The sequence below is a fragment of the Flavobacterium suzhouense genome, assembly GCF_042684765.1.
In the GTDB taxonomy this organism is placed as follows: Bacteria; Bacteroidota; Bacteroidia; order Flavobacteriales; family Flavobacteriaceae; genus Flavobacterium; species Flavobacterium suzhouense.
This window is the reverse complement of record NZ_JBHUMD010000007.1, coordinates 195,281-211,654: the sequence shown is the minus strand read 5'-3', so window position 1 is coordinate 211,654 and position 16,374 is coordinate 195,281. Positions and strand designations below refer to the sequence as shown.

The 16,374-nt window shown below is 39.1% G+C and carries 13 protein-coding genes; 7 read left to right on the top strand and 6 right to left on the bottom strand.

Features of this window, described 5'->3' with window-relative positions; all coding sequences use genetic code 11:
• The first annotated feature begins 173 nt into the window (after positions 1-173).
• Both ACFSR3_RS06200 and ACFSR3_RS06195 read left to right on the top strand, forming a co-directional pair.
• The gene (locus ACFSR3_RS06200) at positions 174-1,655 is read left to right on the top strand and encodes a family 43 glycosylhydrolase (protein WP_379820193.1); all 1,482 of its coding nucleotides are present in this window, start codon (positions 174-176) and stop codon (positions 1,653-1,655) included.
• 9 nt (positions 1,656-1,664) lie between these two features.
• Positions 1,665-3,119, top strand: a complete 1,455-nt coding sequence (locus ACFSR3_RS06195; RefSeq protein WP_379820192.1) for an alpha-L-fucosidase — start codon at positions 1,665-1,667, stop codon at positions 3,117-3,119.
• Between the two features lie 453 nt (positions 3,120-3,572).
• On the opposite strand, the gene ACFSR3_RS06190 is transcribed toward ACFSR3_RS06195, so the two are convergent.
• On the bottom strand, positions 3,573-4,115 hold the full coding sequence (locus ACFSR3_RS06190; protein ID WP_379820191.1) for a 5' nucleotidase, NT5C type: 543 nt from the start codon (positions 4,113-4,115) through the stop codon (positions 3,573-3,575).
• A gap of 117 nt (positions 4,116-4,232) precedes the next feature.
• On the opposite strand from ACFSR3_RS06190, the gene ACFSR3_RS06185 reads away from it, so the two are divergent.
• Both ACFSR3_RS06185 and ACFSR3_RS06180 read left to right on the top strand, forming a co-directional pair.
• Positions 4,233-4,982, top strand: coding sequence for a DeoR/GlpR family DNA-binding transcription regulator (locus ACFSR3_RS06185; protein WP_379820190.1), 750 nt, complete (start codon positions 4,233-4,235; stop codon positions 4,980-4,982).
• 91 nt (positions 4,983-5,073) lie between these two features.
• The gene (locus ACFSR3_RS06180; protein WP_379820189.1) at positions 5,074-5,592 is read left to right on the top strand and encodes a hypothetical protein; all 519 of its coding nucleotides are present in this window, start codon (positions 5,074-5,076) and stop codon (positions 5,590-5,592) included.
• 54 nt (positions 5,593-5,646) lie between these two features.
• On the opposite strand, the gene ACFSR3_RS06175 is transcribed toward ACFSR3_RS06180, so the two are convergent.
• Entirely contained in the window at positions 5,647-6,519 is an 873-nt protein-coding gene (locus tag ACFSR3_RS06175; protein ID WP_379820188.1) for an AraC family transcriptional regulator, read from the bottom strand.
• Positions 6,520-6,703: 184 nt separating this feature from the next.
• Between ACFSR3_RS06175 and ACFSR3_RS06170 the strand changes: the two genes are divergently transcribed.
• A complete protein-coding gene (locus tag ACFSR3_RS06170) occupies positions 6,704-7,297 on the top strand; it encodes a hypothetical protein (protein WP_379820187.1) in 594 nt (197 codons plus the stop codon).
• Positions 7,298-7,307: 10 nt separating this feature from the next.
• On the opposite strand, the gene ACFSR3_RS06165 is transcribed toward ACFSR3_RS06170, so the two are convergent.
• The gene (locus ACFSR3_RS06165; RefSeq protein ID WP_379820186.1) at positions 7,308-8,318 is read right to left on the bottom strand and encodes a helix-turn-helix domain-containing protein; all 1,011 of its coding nucleotides are present in this window, start codon (positions 8,316-8,318) and stop codon (positions 7,308-7,310) included.
• Positions 8,319-8,518: 200 nt separating this feature from the next.
• Here ACFSR3_RS06165 and ACFSR3_RS06160 point away from each other — a divergent pair, with 200 nt between their 5' ends.
• Entirely contained in the window at positions 8,519-11,107 is a 2,589-nt protein-coding gene (locus ACFSR3_RS06160; protein ID WP_379820185.1) for an Ig-like domain-containing protein, read from the top strand.
• 47 nt (positions 11,108-11,154) lie between these two features.
• Here ACFSR3_RS06160 and ACFSR3_RS06155 read toward each other — a convergent pair whose 3' ends face one another.
• From ACFSR3_RS06155 to ACFSR3_RS06145, 3 genes are all read right to left on the bottom strand, one after another.
• The gene (locus ACFSR3_RS06155; RefSeq protein ID WP_379820184.1) at positions 11,155-12,135 is read right to left on the bottom strand and encodes a Gfo/Idh/MocA family protein; all 981 of its coding nucleotides are present in this window, start codon (positions 12,133-12,135) and stop codon (positions 11,155-11,157) included.
• 139 nt (positions 12,136-12,274) lie between these two features.
• Positions 12,275-13,972 (bottom strand): DUF6029 family protein, encoded by a 1,698-nt coding sequence (locus ACFSR3_RS06150; RefSeq protein ID WP_379820183.1) that lies wholly within the window; start codon positions 13,970-13,972, stop codon positions 12,275-12,277.
• A 3-nt stretch (positions 13,973-13,975) separates the two neighbouring features.
• Positions 13,976-14,452, bottom strand: coding sequence for a TlpA family protein disulfide reductase (locus ACFSR3_RS06145; RefSeq protein ID WP_379820182.1), 477 nt, complete (start codon positions 14,450-14,452; stop codon positions 13,976-13,978).
• A gap of 345 nt (positions 14,453-14,797) precedes the next feature.
• Here ACFSR3_RS06145 and ACFSR3_RS06140 point away from each other — a divergent pair, with 345 nt between their 5' ends.
• On the top strand, positions 14,798-16,342 hold the full coding sequence (locus ACFSR3_RS06140; RefSeq protein ID WP_114758136.1) for a T9SS type A sorting domain-containing protein: 1,545 nt from the start codon (positions 14,798-14,800) through the stop codon (positions 16,340-16,342).
• Positions 16,343-16,374 lie beyond the last annotated feature (32 nt).

Below are 16,374 nucleotides of genomic sequence, written 5' to 3'. Positions count from 1 at the left end.
GATTTACACAGAGATTCGCAAAGTTCATTTTGAGCTTAACGCAAGCGTAAGAACACAGAGTTGACTTTGTGTTCTCGCGCCAAAGGCGCAAACTAAAAAACTTTGTGTATCTCTGTGTTTTTCTTTGTGTTCCCGATAACTATCGGGACTGTGGTACAATAAATTAATAATATATGAAACAACTTCTACTCTTCATATTGTCCTTAACATTGGTTCAGACCGTATCGGCCCAAGATACGTTTACCAATCCTATCTTTCCCGGCGACCATGCAGACCCTTCTATCATAAGGGATAAAGACGATTATTATATAGTACATTCCTCTTTTGATTACTACCCGGGGTTGCTGATATGGCATAGTAAAGACATGGTAAACTGGGAACCTGTAACCCACGCGCTGACAAAGAATGTTGGTTCGGTTTGGGCGCCGGATCTGGTAAAATATGACAATAAATATTACATCTACTTCCCGGTAAGTAATACCAATTATGTGGTATGGGCCAATAACATCAACGGACCGTGGAGCGACCCTATCGATCTTAAAGTAGGCAGCATTGACCCTGGTCATGTGGTAGATGAAAAAGGTAATCGTTACCTGTACTTCAGTGCGGGCGATTATGTTCCGTTGTCTAAAGACGGACTATCGGTAACCGGACCTGCAAAGCATGTATATGACGGTTGGGCTATACCTCGTGAGTGGTCTATCGAATGCTTTTGTATGGAAGGTCCGAAGATCCTGAAAAAAGGAGATTACTATTACCTGACTGTAGCCGAAGGAGGAACTGCCGGCCCTGCTACAAGCCACATGGTGATATCCGCACGTTCTAAATCGCCACTTGGACCTTGGGAGAATTCACCCTATAATCCGGTACTTAGAACAGGTAGTGAAGACGAGAAATGGTGGTCGAAAGGACATTCAACAATCATTGACGATGCCTCTGGTAAGTGGTGGATGGTTTTTCACGGCTATGAAAACGGGCATTACAATTTAGGACGTCAGACACTGCTTCAGCCTATAGAATGGACAAAAGACGGCTGGTTCAAAAATCCTGAAGGTGTAAAAACTGAAGCCCCGATTGCAAAACCTAAAGGCAAAGCAATTGCCACCAAAACAGGATTATCCGACGATTTCCAGCAAGGAGCGTTAGGAAAGCAATGGCAATTCTTTAAAGAATATGACACTAAACGTTTCAGCCTAGACAAGAGTGGACTTCATATTAAAGCACAAGGTAAAAGTCTTCATGACAGCGCTCCCCTATCGTGCATCCCACAAGATCATTCGTATACTGTACAGATTGAGGCTACCATTGAAGGCAATGCAACGGCATCGCTTATTCTTTTTTATGCCGACAGGATACATACCGGAATTGGTGCCAATGCTGAGAGCATCATGGCTACCTTACGCTCATGGCAGTTTGCTACTGAGAAAAATCCGGTAGGCAAACACATTTACCTACGCCTTAAAAAACGCGGTCAAATGGTAAATATGTTCTATAGTGCTGATAACATCAAATGGACAAAAATCGAAAATTCGGCAGAGGTATCAGCCTTTCACCACAATGTACTGAGCGGTTTTACGAGTTTAAGGATAGGGCTTTCTGCCGCTGGCGAAGGCAATGTAACGTTTAAGAACTTTGTATATACGCCAATTGATTAATAAAACACTATGAAAAAAATTATAATTCCTATAATCGCTTTGTTTGCCTTAAAAAGCAATGCGCAGGAAACCTACCAGCCTAACTGGGAATCGCTTGCCAAATATGACGAGACTGCCGAATGGTTTAAGGATGCCAAGTTTGGTATCTATGCACATTGGGGTGTACTTTCGGTTCCGGCGTATGCCAACGACTGGTTTCCGCGAAATATGTTTATAGAGGGTACGCCTGAGTACAAACATATGGTATCATTATATGGTGATCCTTCTAAATTTGGTTACCATGATTTTGTACCGATGTTCCATGCCGAATATTTTAATGCGAATGACTGGGCTGATCTTTTCCAGAAGGCCGGAGCAAAATTTGCCGGTGTAGTTGCCGAGCATCATGACGGCTGGAGCAACTGGGATAGTAAAATCAACCCGTGGAACAGTATGGATATGGGTCCGCATCGTGATTTAGTTGGTGAGCTTGCCAAAGCCATTCATGGCAGAGGCATGAAGCTGGTAACCTCTTTTCATAAAGACCGAAATCTTCAGATCAATAAGGATAATCCGGACAAATGGCTGGATGATATTTCATATTTCCCATACAACCCAAAATTCCCAACATCGTCAACCGATCCTAAGCTGGCGCAAATGTATGGTAATATTCCACCCGATCAATTCTATGCTAACTGGTATGGTGAGTTAAAGGAACTTATTGATAACTATTCACCCGATCTTATTTATTTTGACAGCAAAATGACTAAGATACCGGAGAAGACAAAACAGGAATTTGTTGCATACTACTTTAACCACTCGGTAAAGGAAAAGAAACAGGTCATCATTACACATAAGGAAGGCGAGCTTCCTAAAAGCGTAAGTATAGAAGACTTTGAAAAAGGCCGCCAGAATGCCATCACTAAAGATTTCTGGCTTACGGATGAAACCGTATCGGTAGGCAGCTGGAGCTATACTAACGACCTTGGCCTGAAAACCGCTAATGATATTGTTGACCTATTGGCTGACATTGTGAGCAAGAACGGTGCGCTAATGCTTAATGTATCACCAATGGCAAACGGCATAATCCCTAAAAACCAACAGGATATATTATTAGAGATTGGGCAATGGCTTAACGTAAACGGTGAGGCCATTTATGGCACACGTACTTTTGATGTTTTTGGCGAAGGCCCTACCAAACAGGAAAAAGGCGGTATGTTCCTGGATAAGATAAGCTATACGGCGCAGGACGTTCGCTACACCCGAAAAGGCAATACCATTTATGCTATTGTATTAGGCTGGCCGGGAGAAGATGCTTCTATAACGTTCGGGGCTTTAGCCAATAAAGGAAAAGTAAAAAACGTTAGCATTTTAGGAAGTGCTGAAAAGACAGCTTATACCTATGACAATTTAGGGCTACATATAAAAACTCCTTCCAAAAAAGTAGATGATAAAGCTTTTGTAGTGAAGGTGGAATTGAAGTAGGACTCTTATATTTGGCTAAAGCCAATAACCTTTGATTATTATTCACCCCGACTGAAGTCGGGGGCAATGCATATCACAAATCTATAATTTGCCCGCTGCTTTAGCTGCGGGTTTTTTATTTTGATAATAAAAGGGTTTTAGTCAAATATAGAGGCCTCACCCGCTCCCGATAGCTATCGGGACTCTCCAAAGGAGAGAGGAGCATAGGAAGTGCTTAATTATCAGTTCTACCAAAATTATATTGCTAACGGGATATGTATTGGAAATTTCCCAGAGGGAAAAGATGTTGGTAGCAAATAAATAATATTAGGATTTTATTTTCCCGTAGGGAATAAATCCTCCTTCTTAAAAAACAAAACCTGCAAGGTCTCAAAGACCTTGCAGGTTTACCCAAACATTCCGGATTAACATTTTGCATTTATTCCGGTATATCCTTACCCAAGAATATATTTTTTACTCTGCGGCTTCTTCAAATTCTTTTAACAGACCGCTCACTTCGTTCCAGTGGTTTATCCTTTTATGATGTGTAAGATTCACATTGTGGTATGCTGTAAACATCAACGGTTTTCCTTTACAGAAATCAAGATTTTTAATGTGGTCATCGATCATATAATCGGTATCTATAATGCTCTTATCTCCACAAAAGATAATATTCTTCCAGTTGATGAACGGAAAATGTTCTGCCAGCCATTCTTTCTTTTCGAATAGTGATAACGGAAACTCCATTGCGGCTGATACTACATATACTTCGTATTCTTCCATAAGTGCTTTAACCACTTCTACAGCACCATCCATCACAGGCAGGTTCCTGAAGAAACCTTCGGTATTCAGAATCTTCAATAATAATTCCTTATCAGGAAAAAGACCGTGATCTTCCATACCCTGTATTTCATCTCTGGTAATAGTAGTTCCGGCTTCTTTATTGTACCAGTCTACAATATATTGTTCAATATCGGCCATTACGCCATCCATATCTATAGCAATCGATTTTTTCATTGTTGCGTTATTTTGCATTTTATTGCATTATTTCGAAGCAAAGGTAGTGTAATAAAATTATAAATTGCAACTATTTGCAATATTTATTTGATTATATTTGCAACATATTGCAATATCATGTTAAAAGAAGAACGCCTGCAGGCCATATTAGATCAGTTATCACAGGATAATAAAGTACGTCTTGATGCATTGAGTGAATCACTTAACGTATCGGAAGATACCATACGCCGTGACATTAAGGAGCTAGATACACGTGGACTGTTGAAAGCCGTTCGTGGCGGTGCTGTATTACATTCACCTGTTCCGCACCATTACAGGGACAGGGAAAAACATGATATCGGCACTAAAAAGATAATTGCCACAAAAGCATTAGACTTTTTAACGGACGGTCAGGTAGTATTCTTTGATGGAGGAACATCGGTAGTAGCACTGGCGGCCAGCTTGCCGGCAAACCTAAAGATAACGGTTGTAACCAATAGTTTTCCCGTTGCCAATGTGCTGGAAGACCACCCGAATGTAGAAGTCATCTTTGCAGGAGGAAGACTGTATAAAACGGGCTTTACCACTATGGGACAGGAAACACTGGATACTTTTAGCCGTGTTAGGGCCGACATCTGCTTTTTGGGGATATGCAGTATCCACGAAAGCATGGGTGTAACTGCAATGGATTATGAAGATGCACAGGTAAAAAAGATAATGGTAGAAAAAGCCGCAAAAACTATTGCCATGTCGTCACTGGAAAAAACCAACACCGTTGAACCTTTCTATATTTGCCCGGTAACCGACCTGGATGTGATTATTACCGAAGCTGAACCGGATAATAAGCTGCTAAAAGGTTTTGGAGAGATGGGGATTGAGGTGGTGTAATATATAAGTAAGAGCGTCGCGCGAGAGTACAATATAAATTTTTATTAAAAGACTTTCCTTTTTGCACGAAAAGAAAACAATAAACCGACATATGCATTCATTCGACGATTTAATTTACAGAAGTACTATATTCACTCTAAACACATTAAAAGAAGTAAATTCTAAAGTCATTGAAGAATTGCCTTCAACGATTGCTGTAAAGAATCTTCAAATGATTCAATTACAAAAAGTTATTATTTCTATCGGAATGTTTTCATTATTCGAATCTATACTGCAAGAAGGTTTATCTTGCAGGAATGGCTTTGAAGAGGCTAAAAAAATACTTATCCAAATAGGGAATACAGAGTTAAGTAATCGTTTCAACGATTTCATTTCTGCCATTAATGTACTGAAACATGGAAAAGGTAAGAGTTATAATACTTTAGTTGCAAAATCAACTTCATTATCTTTTAGAATAAAATTACCAGGAGAGCATTTCTTTGATGAAGGTGATGTTTCTGAAATTTCAACGTTGATTGAAGTAGATGATAAATTTATTTTAGACTGTGCAGAATTAATTGAACAGGTTTCTAAAGAAATAAGAAAAGAGCGATCTGATTTTTTTATGTAAATACCCTTCCGTTGCCTCTCTGCTGGGGCGAGCGTCACGTCCGTACACACAAATCTACCTCACCACCGCCCTCAATTCATTCCTGTAGCCCGAAGCGCTTTTTCCTGTAAAATCTTTAAATGACTTATTAAAGTGGCTAAAGTTATTAAAGCCACTTTCGTAGCACACATCGGCTATACTCATTTGTTTTTCGGTTAACAGTTTACAGGCGTGTACGATACGGTATTCGTTTACAAAACGGGTAAAGGTTTTGTTAGTCACTTTTTTAAAGTAGCGGCAAAAGGAGGGTACCGTCATGCTCGCCATATCGGCCATCGCCTCAAGGGGAATCTCTTCCCTGAAGTTATCCTTCACATGGTTGAACACCATATTAATACGGTCGTTATCCTGCAATTGGGTTTCGAGCGCAAAACCTTCGGCATTCAGTATTTTATAGTCTTTGGCATGTTCCAGCTCGTTGAGTATGCTTATCATGGTGAGCAGGCGTTCCAGTGGCGGCTGGGCTTCCATCGCCTCTATCCTTTCGCCTAAGGCGTTCTTGGTCTCTTCGCCAAAAGCAATGCCTCCTTTAGCCCTTTCCAACAGCTTCTGTATGTTCTTGGTTTCGGGCAAAGCCATGAACGCATCGCCCAGAAAATCGGGTTTCATCTGAATAACCGTTTCATTCTTATTTCCGGTATGATCATCGGTAAAACCACAATGCGGCAGGTTGCTTCCTATAAGTATAAGATCGCCTTCAGTATAATAGGAAATATGGCTTCCTATCTGGCGTTTTCCGGTACCGCCGTTTACAAATACCAGTTCCACTTCGGGATGGTAGTGCCAAAGGTGCGCCTTGATGTTGGCATTCTGCACATATTTAGAATAAGAAAAAGAAGTTCCGAAAGCAGGTTCGATAACTTCAAAAGTGGCTTTCAAATTTTTCATCTCCTATGCTCTTTTACCATACAAATTTATTAAAATTTTGCCAATATTTACATTAAAATAACCTATAACGTTTTCGAAAGGTTAATATAGCATATAAACATGAAAATATAGGTATGCATACTATTATAGAACAAGAGTAATTTAGCACCATAGAAATTTGTTAAACCAAGTAAATATAAATAGTATGAAAAATGTAGTGAAATTCGGTTTAGCCCTTGCAGTATTTTTAACTGCGTTTGGAGTAAGAGCAAACGATGCAGATTTTTCTGTTAGCGTAAGAAGCGGTCTTGGAAAATTGATCAATTTTTCAATCAACAATACAAAAGCACACGTATCTATTACAGGTAAAGACGGAGAAGTGCTTTTTGAAGAAAACATTAAAGCTAAAGACGGTAAGATCAACAGGACGTATGACCTGAATGCTTTTCCGGCAGGAAGCTATTTCCTTGAGGCTGAAAACGGTGCTAAAATTGCACGCTATGAAATCAAAATTGATGAGAAAACAGCATCAGTTTCTGAGAAAGCGATTGCCGAAGTATTAAAACCGGTAGTTACTGCTAAAGACGGAATTGTAACCGTAAACATTAAAGAAGCAGCTAAAACACCAGTTGAAATTAAACTATACGACGAAAATAACGCTGAACTATACAGCGAAACTGTTACAAAAGGTTCAAACATCACAAAACGCTTTGACACAAAAAACATCAAAGCTGATAAGTTTACCGTTGTAGCAAAATATAACGATAAAATGTTTGTTGAAACTGTTACTACCAAGTAATAGTTTAAGGTTAGGTTTGGTTATAGAAACAGGTCTCTGCTGTGCTGCAGAGGCCTTTCTTTTTTCTGTACTTTTCCGGTGAAATCCCGTATTTCTGCTTAAAGGCCGTACAAAACGATTGCACGTAAGCATAACCGCAGCATTCAGCTATTTCAGCAATGGTTTTCTCTTCATTCCTGAGCAATTCTGCAGCTTCAGACATCCTGAGCTCATGAAGATAACCAAAAACTGTTGTGCCAAACAGTTCCTTAAATCCCTTCTTTAGCTTAAAATCATTAAGTCCACTCCTGCGGGAAAGTTCTGTGAGAGAATGGTTGTGGGCAATATTTTCTTTCAGGTATTCTTTTACCGATTCAAATTTTTCTAAATCGTGCTGTTTTACATTTTTTCCCTGCTGCCTGTTAGTAACAGGTCCGCATTGATCAAATTGCAGTAATAGTAATTTAAGCGCATTAGCCTCAATATAAAGTTGCTTAATTATACCTTTCTTATCACACTGCACCATATCGTTCAGTATAGCATACATCTCTCCGGTTATACGCATATTACCAAAGCTAAGCAATGAGAATTCCCTGTTTTCAATCTTTTTTACAAAAGCCGAAAGCATTGAATGATCTGCCGGTGTAAAACGTCTGAAATATTCTTCGGTAAACTGCACCTGTACATAGATGTTCTCTTCATCCGTTTGAGAAGGCTCAATGAAAAATTTATTATCGGGGATATAGTAAAGGTTATGATATCCGGCACCGACACTGCTCCTGTTATTGCTTTCGGTAAAATAACTGTCCCTGCTGCCGGCCAGGGAAAAAAACATTACTATGTAAGGAGCATCATTAACAACCTGCACCGGTATGGGTCTGATAAACTTTAGCTTTCCATACAGAAAACGTATGCCATCAAAATCTATCTTTCTAACCAAAGTATTACCAATGGCCGAAAAAGGGATATCGCTCCCGGTACATTGCTCATTTTCATAAGCATAACCAAAATCATTTTTATACCTATCTCCGTTATTTTTCATACCAATTATCCGTTTGGCTTAAATTTTAATCCGTTTAGCAAACAGTATTACTTGTAAGGTTGAAGAAATTTGCGCAAATCTAATTAATTATTATTTAGACTAAATATTAATAATTAATTATTGTGAGAAATATCACAATTAGAGCACTTATTGTTATCTGAACTATAAGTTGTTAGCGTAATATCATAAACTACTATAATATGTCAAACAATTATTCACTAATCAAAAAAATGCTGGCACTCATTGCTTTCCTTTTATTCCTTAATTTGCAGGCACAGGAATGCCCCACTCCTTACGGTCTTATTAGCGGTCCAAAAGGAATGACGCATGCCAAATTCTACTGGGCAGTTCAGCAGCCATCATCTTCACTGGATTTTGAATGGGAACTTACATTTCCGGAAAGCACCACAGTAATACAATCAGGCATTGCTCAATCAACACAACTTTTACTGCTAAATCTTATTGTAAATACAAATTATACCTTAAAAGTACGCTCACACTGTTCTGAAACGTCAAACAGCATCTGGATAGAAAACACATTTACAACTACACCACAATATAATATTAACTACGGCCAGATTGGAGAAGGAACAGATACACTTGCTATTTTCGGTGCTTCCTATGGCCCGATGATGTATGCAAGTATTGCTCAACGTAATGGCTCAGTAGCCAATATGTTGTATACACAAACCGAACTGCAAAATGCAGGAATACCTGTAAATGCACAGATTACCGGTTTGGCATTTGAAAAGATCAATGGGGCCTATGGTGGCGACGAATATCCCGATCTGCGTTTGCGAATGTTTGCTAAAAACTCTGTAGAAACTGCGCCGCTAAGTACAGCAATCACTTACGGTGAAATTCTTCAAACCCATACAGAAGTAACCGACAACCCGGCTTATGACCTCCCTCCCACTATTGGGTGGATCGATTTTCCATTTGATGAAGAATTCACATATACCGGGAACAATTTAGAATTAGCTACAGCTATGTACCAAAACGGACAAACCGCACAATTTAGCACATTTATTGTATGGCAATATACAGCAGGTTACAGCGATTATATTGTAGGCGCATGGCCTATCAATACAGTACCTATGAATGAAAACCTAGTATTGAACCATGGTAGTGGCGGAGGACAATATAAGGTCCGCCCTAACGTAAGAGTCTATTATAAGGTAAGCAATGCTGTAACGGCTATTAATGTCTTAACCGAGGGTAATGTGGCTTCGGAAATTACACAAAATGGCGGTACGCTTCAATTAGTTGCTCCCATAATTCCATCAGTTGTGAGTCAGGAAAAAATATGGGAGATAATTTCGGGAGGCGAATTTGCAACTATCAATGCTAACGGACTGCTGACTGCAACCGCAAATGGCACTGTTACTGTACAGGCTACCGCTGCTGACAATGCTACAATTACAGATACTATCGAAATAACAATCAACGGACAACTACCTGTTATTACAAATCTTGAAATTACTGTAGCTGATAACGTAGCCCCTGCAATCACCGCTGATAACGGAACCCTTCAGCTTACGGCTTCAATAACTCCTACTGAAGCCTCACAAGAAGTTACATGGAGCATTGTTTCAGGCGAAGTATATGCAACAATAGATTCTAACGGACTTGTAACTGCAACAGACAACGGAATTGTAACTGTACAGGCAGTAAGCGTACAGGATACTACAAAATCAGACACCATTGAAATAACAATAAGCGGACAGGTTGTTCCGGTAGCAAGTCTTGAAATTAATGTAGCTGATAGCGCTCCTGCAACTATTACAACTGACGATGGAACATTACAACTTGTTGCCACAGTATTACCTTCAAACTCAAACCAAAATGTGGTATGGAGTACAATATCAGGCAATGCATATGCTTACATGACTCAGGATGGTGTCGTACATGCCATCAACAACGGTACTGCAACTGTTCAGGCTGTAAGTGCTGAAGATAACACAATACTTGATACTATAGAAATTACTGTTTCAGGACAAATGGTTGCAGTTACTTCATTAGCCATTTCTGTTGCGGATGATGCTCCTGCAACTATTACAACCGATGATGGAACGTTACAACTTGTTGCCACAGTATTACCTTCAAACTCAAACCAAAATGTGATATGGAGTACCATATCAGGCAATGCATATGCCTATATGACTCAGGATGGTATCGTACACGCTATCAACAACGGTACTGTAACTATTCAGGCTGTAAGTGAAGATAATACGATACTTGATACTATAGAAATTACTGTTTCCGGACAAATCGTGGCTGTTACTTCATTAGCTATTTCAGTTGCGAATAATGCTCCTGCAACTATCACAACTGAGGATGGAACGTTACAACTTGTTGCCACAGTATTACCTTCAAACTCAAACCAAAATGTGGTATGGAGTACCATCTCAGGGAACGCTTATGCTTACATGACACAAGACGGTATTGTGCATGCTATCGGAAACGGAGTAGCTACCATAAAAGCCGTAAGTGCTGAAGATGCAACTATTTTAGACACTATTGAAATTACCGTAAGCGGACAGGTATTAGGCCTGGATGATTTCAATAAGAACGAACTGGTTGTTTATCCAAACCCTGCACAAACAGTGATTACATTACAATCTACAACTATAATAAGTAAGGTGGTAATTTATACGGCAGACGGCAGAAAAGTAATTGAAGCGAACGAAACTACAATCGATATAAGCTCATTACCACAAGGGCTTTATATGCTGACTGCAACTTCTGATGAAGGCAAAACAATCACCCGAAAAATAGTAAAGAATTAATTCCCTGAATTAATTAAAAAAGCCTCCGCAATACGGAGGCTTTTGCTTTATATACCTAACATACTTTCCATTGCCCAATTGGTATGCGTTCCCGAAGTTCCTGTTGAAGGGTGCTGCAGATTATCTACCAAATGCTCTTTCATATTATTAACGTGGTAAAGCTGAATATTCTCAGGATGTTCAATCTCAATCTCTACAACTCCATCATTTGTTGTAAGCTTTAAAGGAACATCATCAAATATTGCAAATTCTATCTTTCCTTTACTGCCAATGATAGTAACACTATCATCTTTCTCAAAACTTCCAAAATTCCAGCTTCCGGTGCCTGTAACCCCAGATTCGTGAACCCAGGAACCAACTACTGCATCTTTTGCAGTATAAAGCCCCTGCTGGTTTAAACTGCTGCCGTTTACCTCTTTAAAATCACCAAAGAAAAAAGCAAAAAGATCGAGTCCATGACTGGCCAGGTCATCAAAATAACCTGCTCTGGCTATTTCGGCATCTGTACGCCAATTGTATTCTCCCGATATATCTACCGGTGAAGGTGTTCTGCTTAAATGCCAGTTTATATGGCGCACCTCCCCTATTTTTCCTTCTTCCATCCATGTCTTTACCTGCAAAAAACGAGGCAGCGAACGACGGTAATAAGCCACAAATAATGGCAATTCTTTTGCCTCAAAAGCTTTGCAAATGTTAACACACTCGCTATATGACGGTGCCATAGGTTTCTCTATACAGCATGGTTTTCCGGCCACGGCCACCTTAAGGGCATAAAATTCATGGGTATCCGGTGGTGTAGCAATATATATGGCATCAATCTCAGGGTCATTGATCAACGCATCAGCATCGGTGTAATGTTTAGGAACACCATGCCTTCGCGCATAATCAGCCGCTTTTTCGGCATCACGGCGCATTACAGCATAGAGTTCAAATCCTTCCGTTTTCTGATATGCCGGACCACTCTTACGTTCTGTTACATCGCCGCAGCCAATAATACCCCAACGGATAATCTCAGGATAGTTTTTCATAGATTTTTGGTTTGTTTTTTGGAAAGCTAAAAATAGTGTTTTTTAGCAAAAACACTTATAGTCAAACAGACTATATTTAAACAAAAATCCCCCTGATTTATTCAGAGGGATCTTCACGTATATAAAACTTTGGTAATTATTAAAAAGCCGTGGTAATGTTAAGCGTAAAACCTGTACTCTCAGGTACGAAACGGCATACACCGCCCACACACACAAGTCCGCCACGCTGTCTACCGTAGTTAGCAGCAATACGGGTAGCACCTATTCGGTAAGCACCTCCCATATTATAATAATGTGTTTGTTTTTTAGGATCATCATTCCCATAGTTATAAATATCCCATACATATAATGAGTATTTATCATTCAGGTTAAGCTCTAGTGTACCACCTGCCCAGTTTTTCTTATCGGCATCGGCCCACATGTGCTCACCTTCAAGACGGATTGATTTATTATCAGCAAAGTTGTAAGTAGCTTCTGCAACAGCAATGTTAGCTCTTACCTTATCACCACCTTCTAACCAGTCTTTGTTGTAGTATTGGTTGATATACTCAAAACCTGTAAGCCATGTATCAGAAAGTCTCTTTTTTACCTCGAAGTTATAGTCTGAGAAATACTTCTCTCCTACTCCAAAAAAGCTTGTACTGTAATCTGCCGGAACGGCTCTGTAACTTCCCGGAAGGTTATACCAGCTTGATAAATTCAGGGCAACTTTAGTTCCGTATTTACCTCCTAAAGACGATCCTTTATCAAAGTCGTAGAAAATATCTATCTGACCCCCGGTCTCACCCGCTTTCATCTTAGTTGGGTCAATAAAGTCTACTTTACTTTGCGCCTGGAAAACATAAATATTAGCCAGATTAGAGTGGTGCTGTTTTGTAAGTGCCGGTGTAAAGTTTAGCACCTTGTCGTTAAAGTTAAGACTGGTTGTTTGTAAATCTCCGGTAGCCGTTGGAATTCTTTCAGAAAGCACTTTAAAGTTCTCAATACGACGGAAAGTTGCATCGATACCAAGTCCTGATTTAGAATATCCGAAATTAAGCAATACCGTATTGCCCGGTTTTACGAAATCATTCGATATATTATTCTGTGCGTCAAGCACTGCATCATCAATTTTATAATCATACTCCCCTGACACATAAAATGCATCATGAATGAAATTAAATCGGAAAGCCGACATGCTCGTTAATGAATGAAAGTTCGGATCCGGTAAATCTACCTTTTCGTAACGTCCAACATAACTCAATCCAAATGAAAGGTCACTTTCCTGAAAGTTTAGCAGCTGGCTTACGTTAAAATCAGAATCAAAGCCATAGATATCTCCTTTAGCCACATCGAAACCGCTACGTTGTCTTCCGTATAATGCTGTTAATCTTACATTGTCACTTGGGCGGTAAATGATTCTTCCCCCACGAAGTGCAGTATTAATACCTAATGCACGGTCTTCCCATGCACGAAGCAGCATTCCGCTACCAAACTGCTCATAGAAATAACCCGCTGTAAATTCAAACTTTTCTGTTTTATAGCTTGCAAAATAAATACCAAGATCAGTACCCTTAAACCCCGGATTGTAGTTTAAAAGCGCATTAGGTTCATAAGCCTCTACCTGAACTCCGGCGGTAAAACCTCCAAGCTGATAATTTACTAACAGATAATTATTAGAACGGAAAGGATCTTCAGGATGATTAAGCCCTCTCCCTTTATCGTTAAGATACCATTGCGAGTTCGATTCTAAACTTCCGTATATCTTTCCGTAGTTCTTTTTTTGTATTGTATCATTTTCCTGGGCATAAATAGCACCCGCTGCAAAAGGCAGTAATAGTAGGAATAGCTTTTTCATTAATTACAGCTGCTTCAGTTTATTATAAAGTTCTTTTTCTGCACCCTGGCTGTAACCATTGTGGATGTAAACTATCTTTTTATTTTTTACCACTACTGTATAAGGAGGATTAGCCACTCCAAGAGCACGTTTTAAATCCTGATTTGTATCAAGCAGTACTGTATATGGCCATTTTTTACCGTTAAGCAACGGCTTAACACGCTTTTGTGTACGCGTATCATCAATAGAAACGGCAATTACTTCCATATTAAGCTCTTTAGTCCATGTTGCATAATTTTCATTTATTGCATCAAGCTCATTAATACAAGGAGCGCACCATGTTGCCCAAAAACAAAATACATAAAGCTTATCTTTCTCAGCGAAATCATTTTTAACACTAAGTGTTTTATTATCTAATGACTTAAGTGTTACCGATGGCATTTCTTTTTGCGCATAAGCAGAAACTGTAAGAAACAAAAACAGCAGGGCTAATTTTTTCATAATTATAAAGTTTAAATAAAACTGCATTTGCAGTAGCGTGCGCAATATTAAAAAAAAATTAACATCTAATAGTATGCGTTTTCGTTAAAAACAAAAAAGAACAGCATAAAATTTAAAAAAAGTTGCATTTTTAGCGGTTAAAAGTCTATCGGACTGGTAGATTATCATGTTTTTTGCCATTTTTTAGATTTTTTTTTACATGATTTGACGAAAAAATTTTGACATGTCATTTTTTTCTATAATTTCGTCAAAATAATTTACATTAGGTTTATATATGCTTAACCCATAACAACTTAATTTAGATTAGAATATAAAAGATAAAATAACAACTATACTATTTAAACTATGAAAAAAAGACTACTACTTGGCATGATGCTTATGGGTGCCTTTGCTGCAAATGCACAAATCGCAAACGGATCTCCGGCGCCGGAAATTTCAGGACAGCAAATCCTTTCAATTGTAGGGAATGACATAACTTATGGTGAACAAATTTCACTTCAGGCTTATCTAAATGCTGGAAAAACTGTAGTTGTTGATTTGTCAGCAGCTTGGTGTGGCCCATGTTGGTCTTTCCACGAGTCTCATACACTAGAAGATCTTTATGCTGCTTACGGACCAAACGGAAGCGATGAGCTTGCTGTAATATTCGTTGAAGCTGATGACAATACACACATACTTGAATTAGGCGGACAAAGTTTACCTCCAACAGCAGGACAACCTGAACGCGGCCCATCACAAGGAAACTGGATTGAGGGAACAAATTATCCTATAATCAATAATGATACTGCTGCTGCAGCTTATAATCTTGAAGGTTTTCCATCTCTTTACATAATTACTCCAAACGGGCAAGATGAACCTGGAACAGTTACTAACCTTGAAAGAGCTTCATTAGCTACTATGGTTGCAGCTATTAATACTGCAAGAGGTACTGCTATGGTAGGTGTTGACCATTGGGGCCGAATTGGAGCCGGAGGTGGAAAATACTGTGAATCAGGAGCTACTGTAAGTGCATATGTACAAAGTTACGGACACACTGTATCTCATGTAGAAGTACAACTTAAAAAAGATGGGGAAGTAGTAGCAACTCAGCCTTTTGACGTTAACCTGGTTCCTTTTGGAGTAGCTGAAGTAACTTTTGATGGTATTATTTCTGAAGAAGGTGCTAACTATCAGGCTATACTTACTCAGGTTAATAATGCTCCGGCAGTTGATACAAACCCTGAAAACAACATCACAGCAGAATATGATTATGTAACAGGTACTCCGCTTGAATCTACTGATGATATAACTATTACGATTCATACAGATGAGTATCCTAATGAGATGAAACTTTACATCCTTAGAAACAAACCTCAGGGAGGTTACACTACAGCTGACATAGCATACCAAACACCAAACTACACTAACACACCTACTTATCAGGAAAAAACGTTTACATACAATAAAACACTAAGCTCTAATGAGTGTTATACTATCCTCTTAAGTGATGCTTATGGTGATGGTTGGGATGCGAACGAAAATGGTGAAGCTCCAGCACACGGCGTAACTATTACAGCTGGAGACGGAACTCTACTGTTTACTCACAATGGTACTTTCCAATACGAGGTTATTAAGGAGACTGCCTTCAAAACAAACGGAACTCTTGATAACGAGACTTTCGAAACTAAATCATTAGCTGTATACCCTAACCCTTCTAACGGCATCTTCAATTTTAGCACTGAAGAAACCATCGACGTAACGGTTACTGACCTTACAGGTAAAACAGTTCACACTGCTAAAGGTATCGAAAACGGTGGTTCTATCAACCTAAGTGGACTTTCTACAGGTATGTACATCGCTAAAATAAACGGTGCATCTGGCGAAAGAGTTGAAAAACTAATCATCAAATAGTTTTAAACACTATTTAACAGTTATATAATATA

Coding starts and splice junctions, on each gene's coding strand:
- ACFSR3_RS06160 (WP_379820185.1), top strand. CDS start 8,519: ATGTCAAACAATTATTCACTAATCAAAAAAATGCTGGCACTCATTGCT.
- ACFSR3_RS06170 (WP_379820187.1), top strand. CDS start 6,704: ATGAAAAATGTAGTGAAATTCGGTTTAGCCCTTGCAGTATTTTTAACT.
- ACFSR3_RS06190 (WP_379820191.1), bottom strand. CDS start 4,115: ATGAAAAAATCGATTGCTATAGATATGGATGGCGTAATGGCCGATATT.
- ACFSR3_RS06175 (WP_379820188.1), bottom strand. CDS start 6,519: ATGAAAAATTTGAAAGCCACTTTTGAAGTTATCGAACCTGCTTTCGGA.
- ACFSR3_RS06150 (WP_379820183.1), bottom strand. CDS start 13,972: ATGAAAAAGCTATTCCTACTATTACTGCCTTTTGCAGCGGGTGCTATT.
- ACFSR3_RS06185 (WP_379820190.1), top strand. CDS start 4,233: ATGTTAAAAGAAGAACGCCTGCAGGCCATATTAGATCAGTTATCACAG.
- ACFSR3_RS06180 (WP_379820189.1), top strand. CDS start 5,074: ATGCATTCATTCGACGATTTAATTTACAGAAGTACTATATTCACTCTA.
- ACFSR3_RS06165 (WP_379820186.1), bottom strand. CDS start 8,318: ATGAAAAATAACGGAGATAGGTATAAAAATGATTTTGGTTATGCTTAT.
- ACFSR3_RS06195 (WP_379820192.1), top strand. CDS start 1,665: ATGAAAAAAATTATAATTCCTATAATCGCTTTGTTTGCCTTAAAAAGC.
- ACFSR3_RS06140 (WP_114758136.1), top strand. CDS start 14,798: ATGAAAAAAAGACTACTACTTGGCATGATGCTTATGGGTGCCTTTGCT.
- ACFSR3_RS06145 (WP_379820182.1), bottom strand. CDS start 14,452: ATGAAAAAATTAGCCCTGCTGTTTTTGTTTCTTACAGTTTCTGCTTAT.
- ACFSR3_RS06155 (WP_379820184.1), bottom strand. CDS start 12,135: ATGAAAAACTATCCTGAGATTATCCGTTGGGGTATTATTGGCTGCGGC.
- ACFSR3_RS06200 (WP_379820193.1), top strand. CDS start 174: ATGAAACAACTTCTACTCTTCATATTGTCCTTAACATTGGTTCAGACC.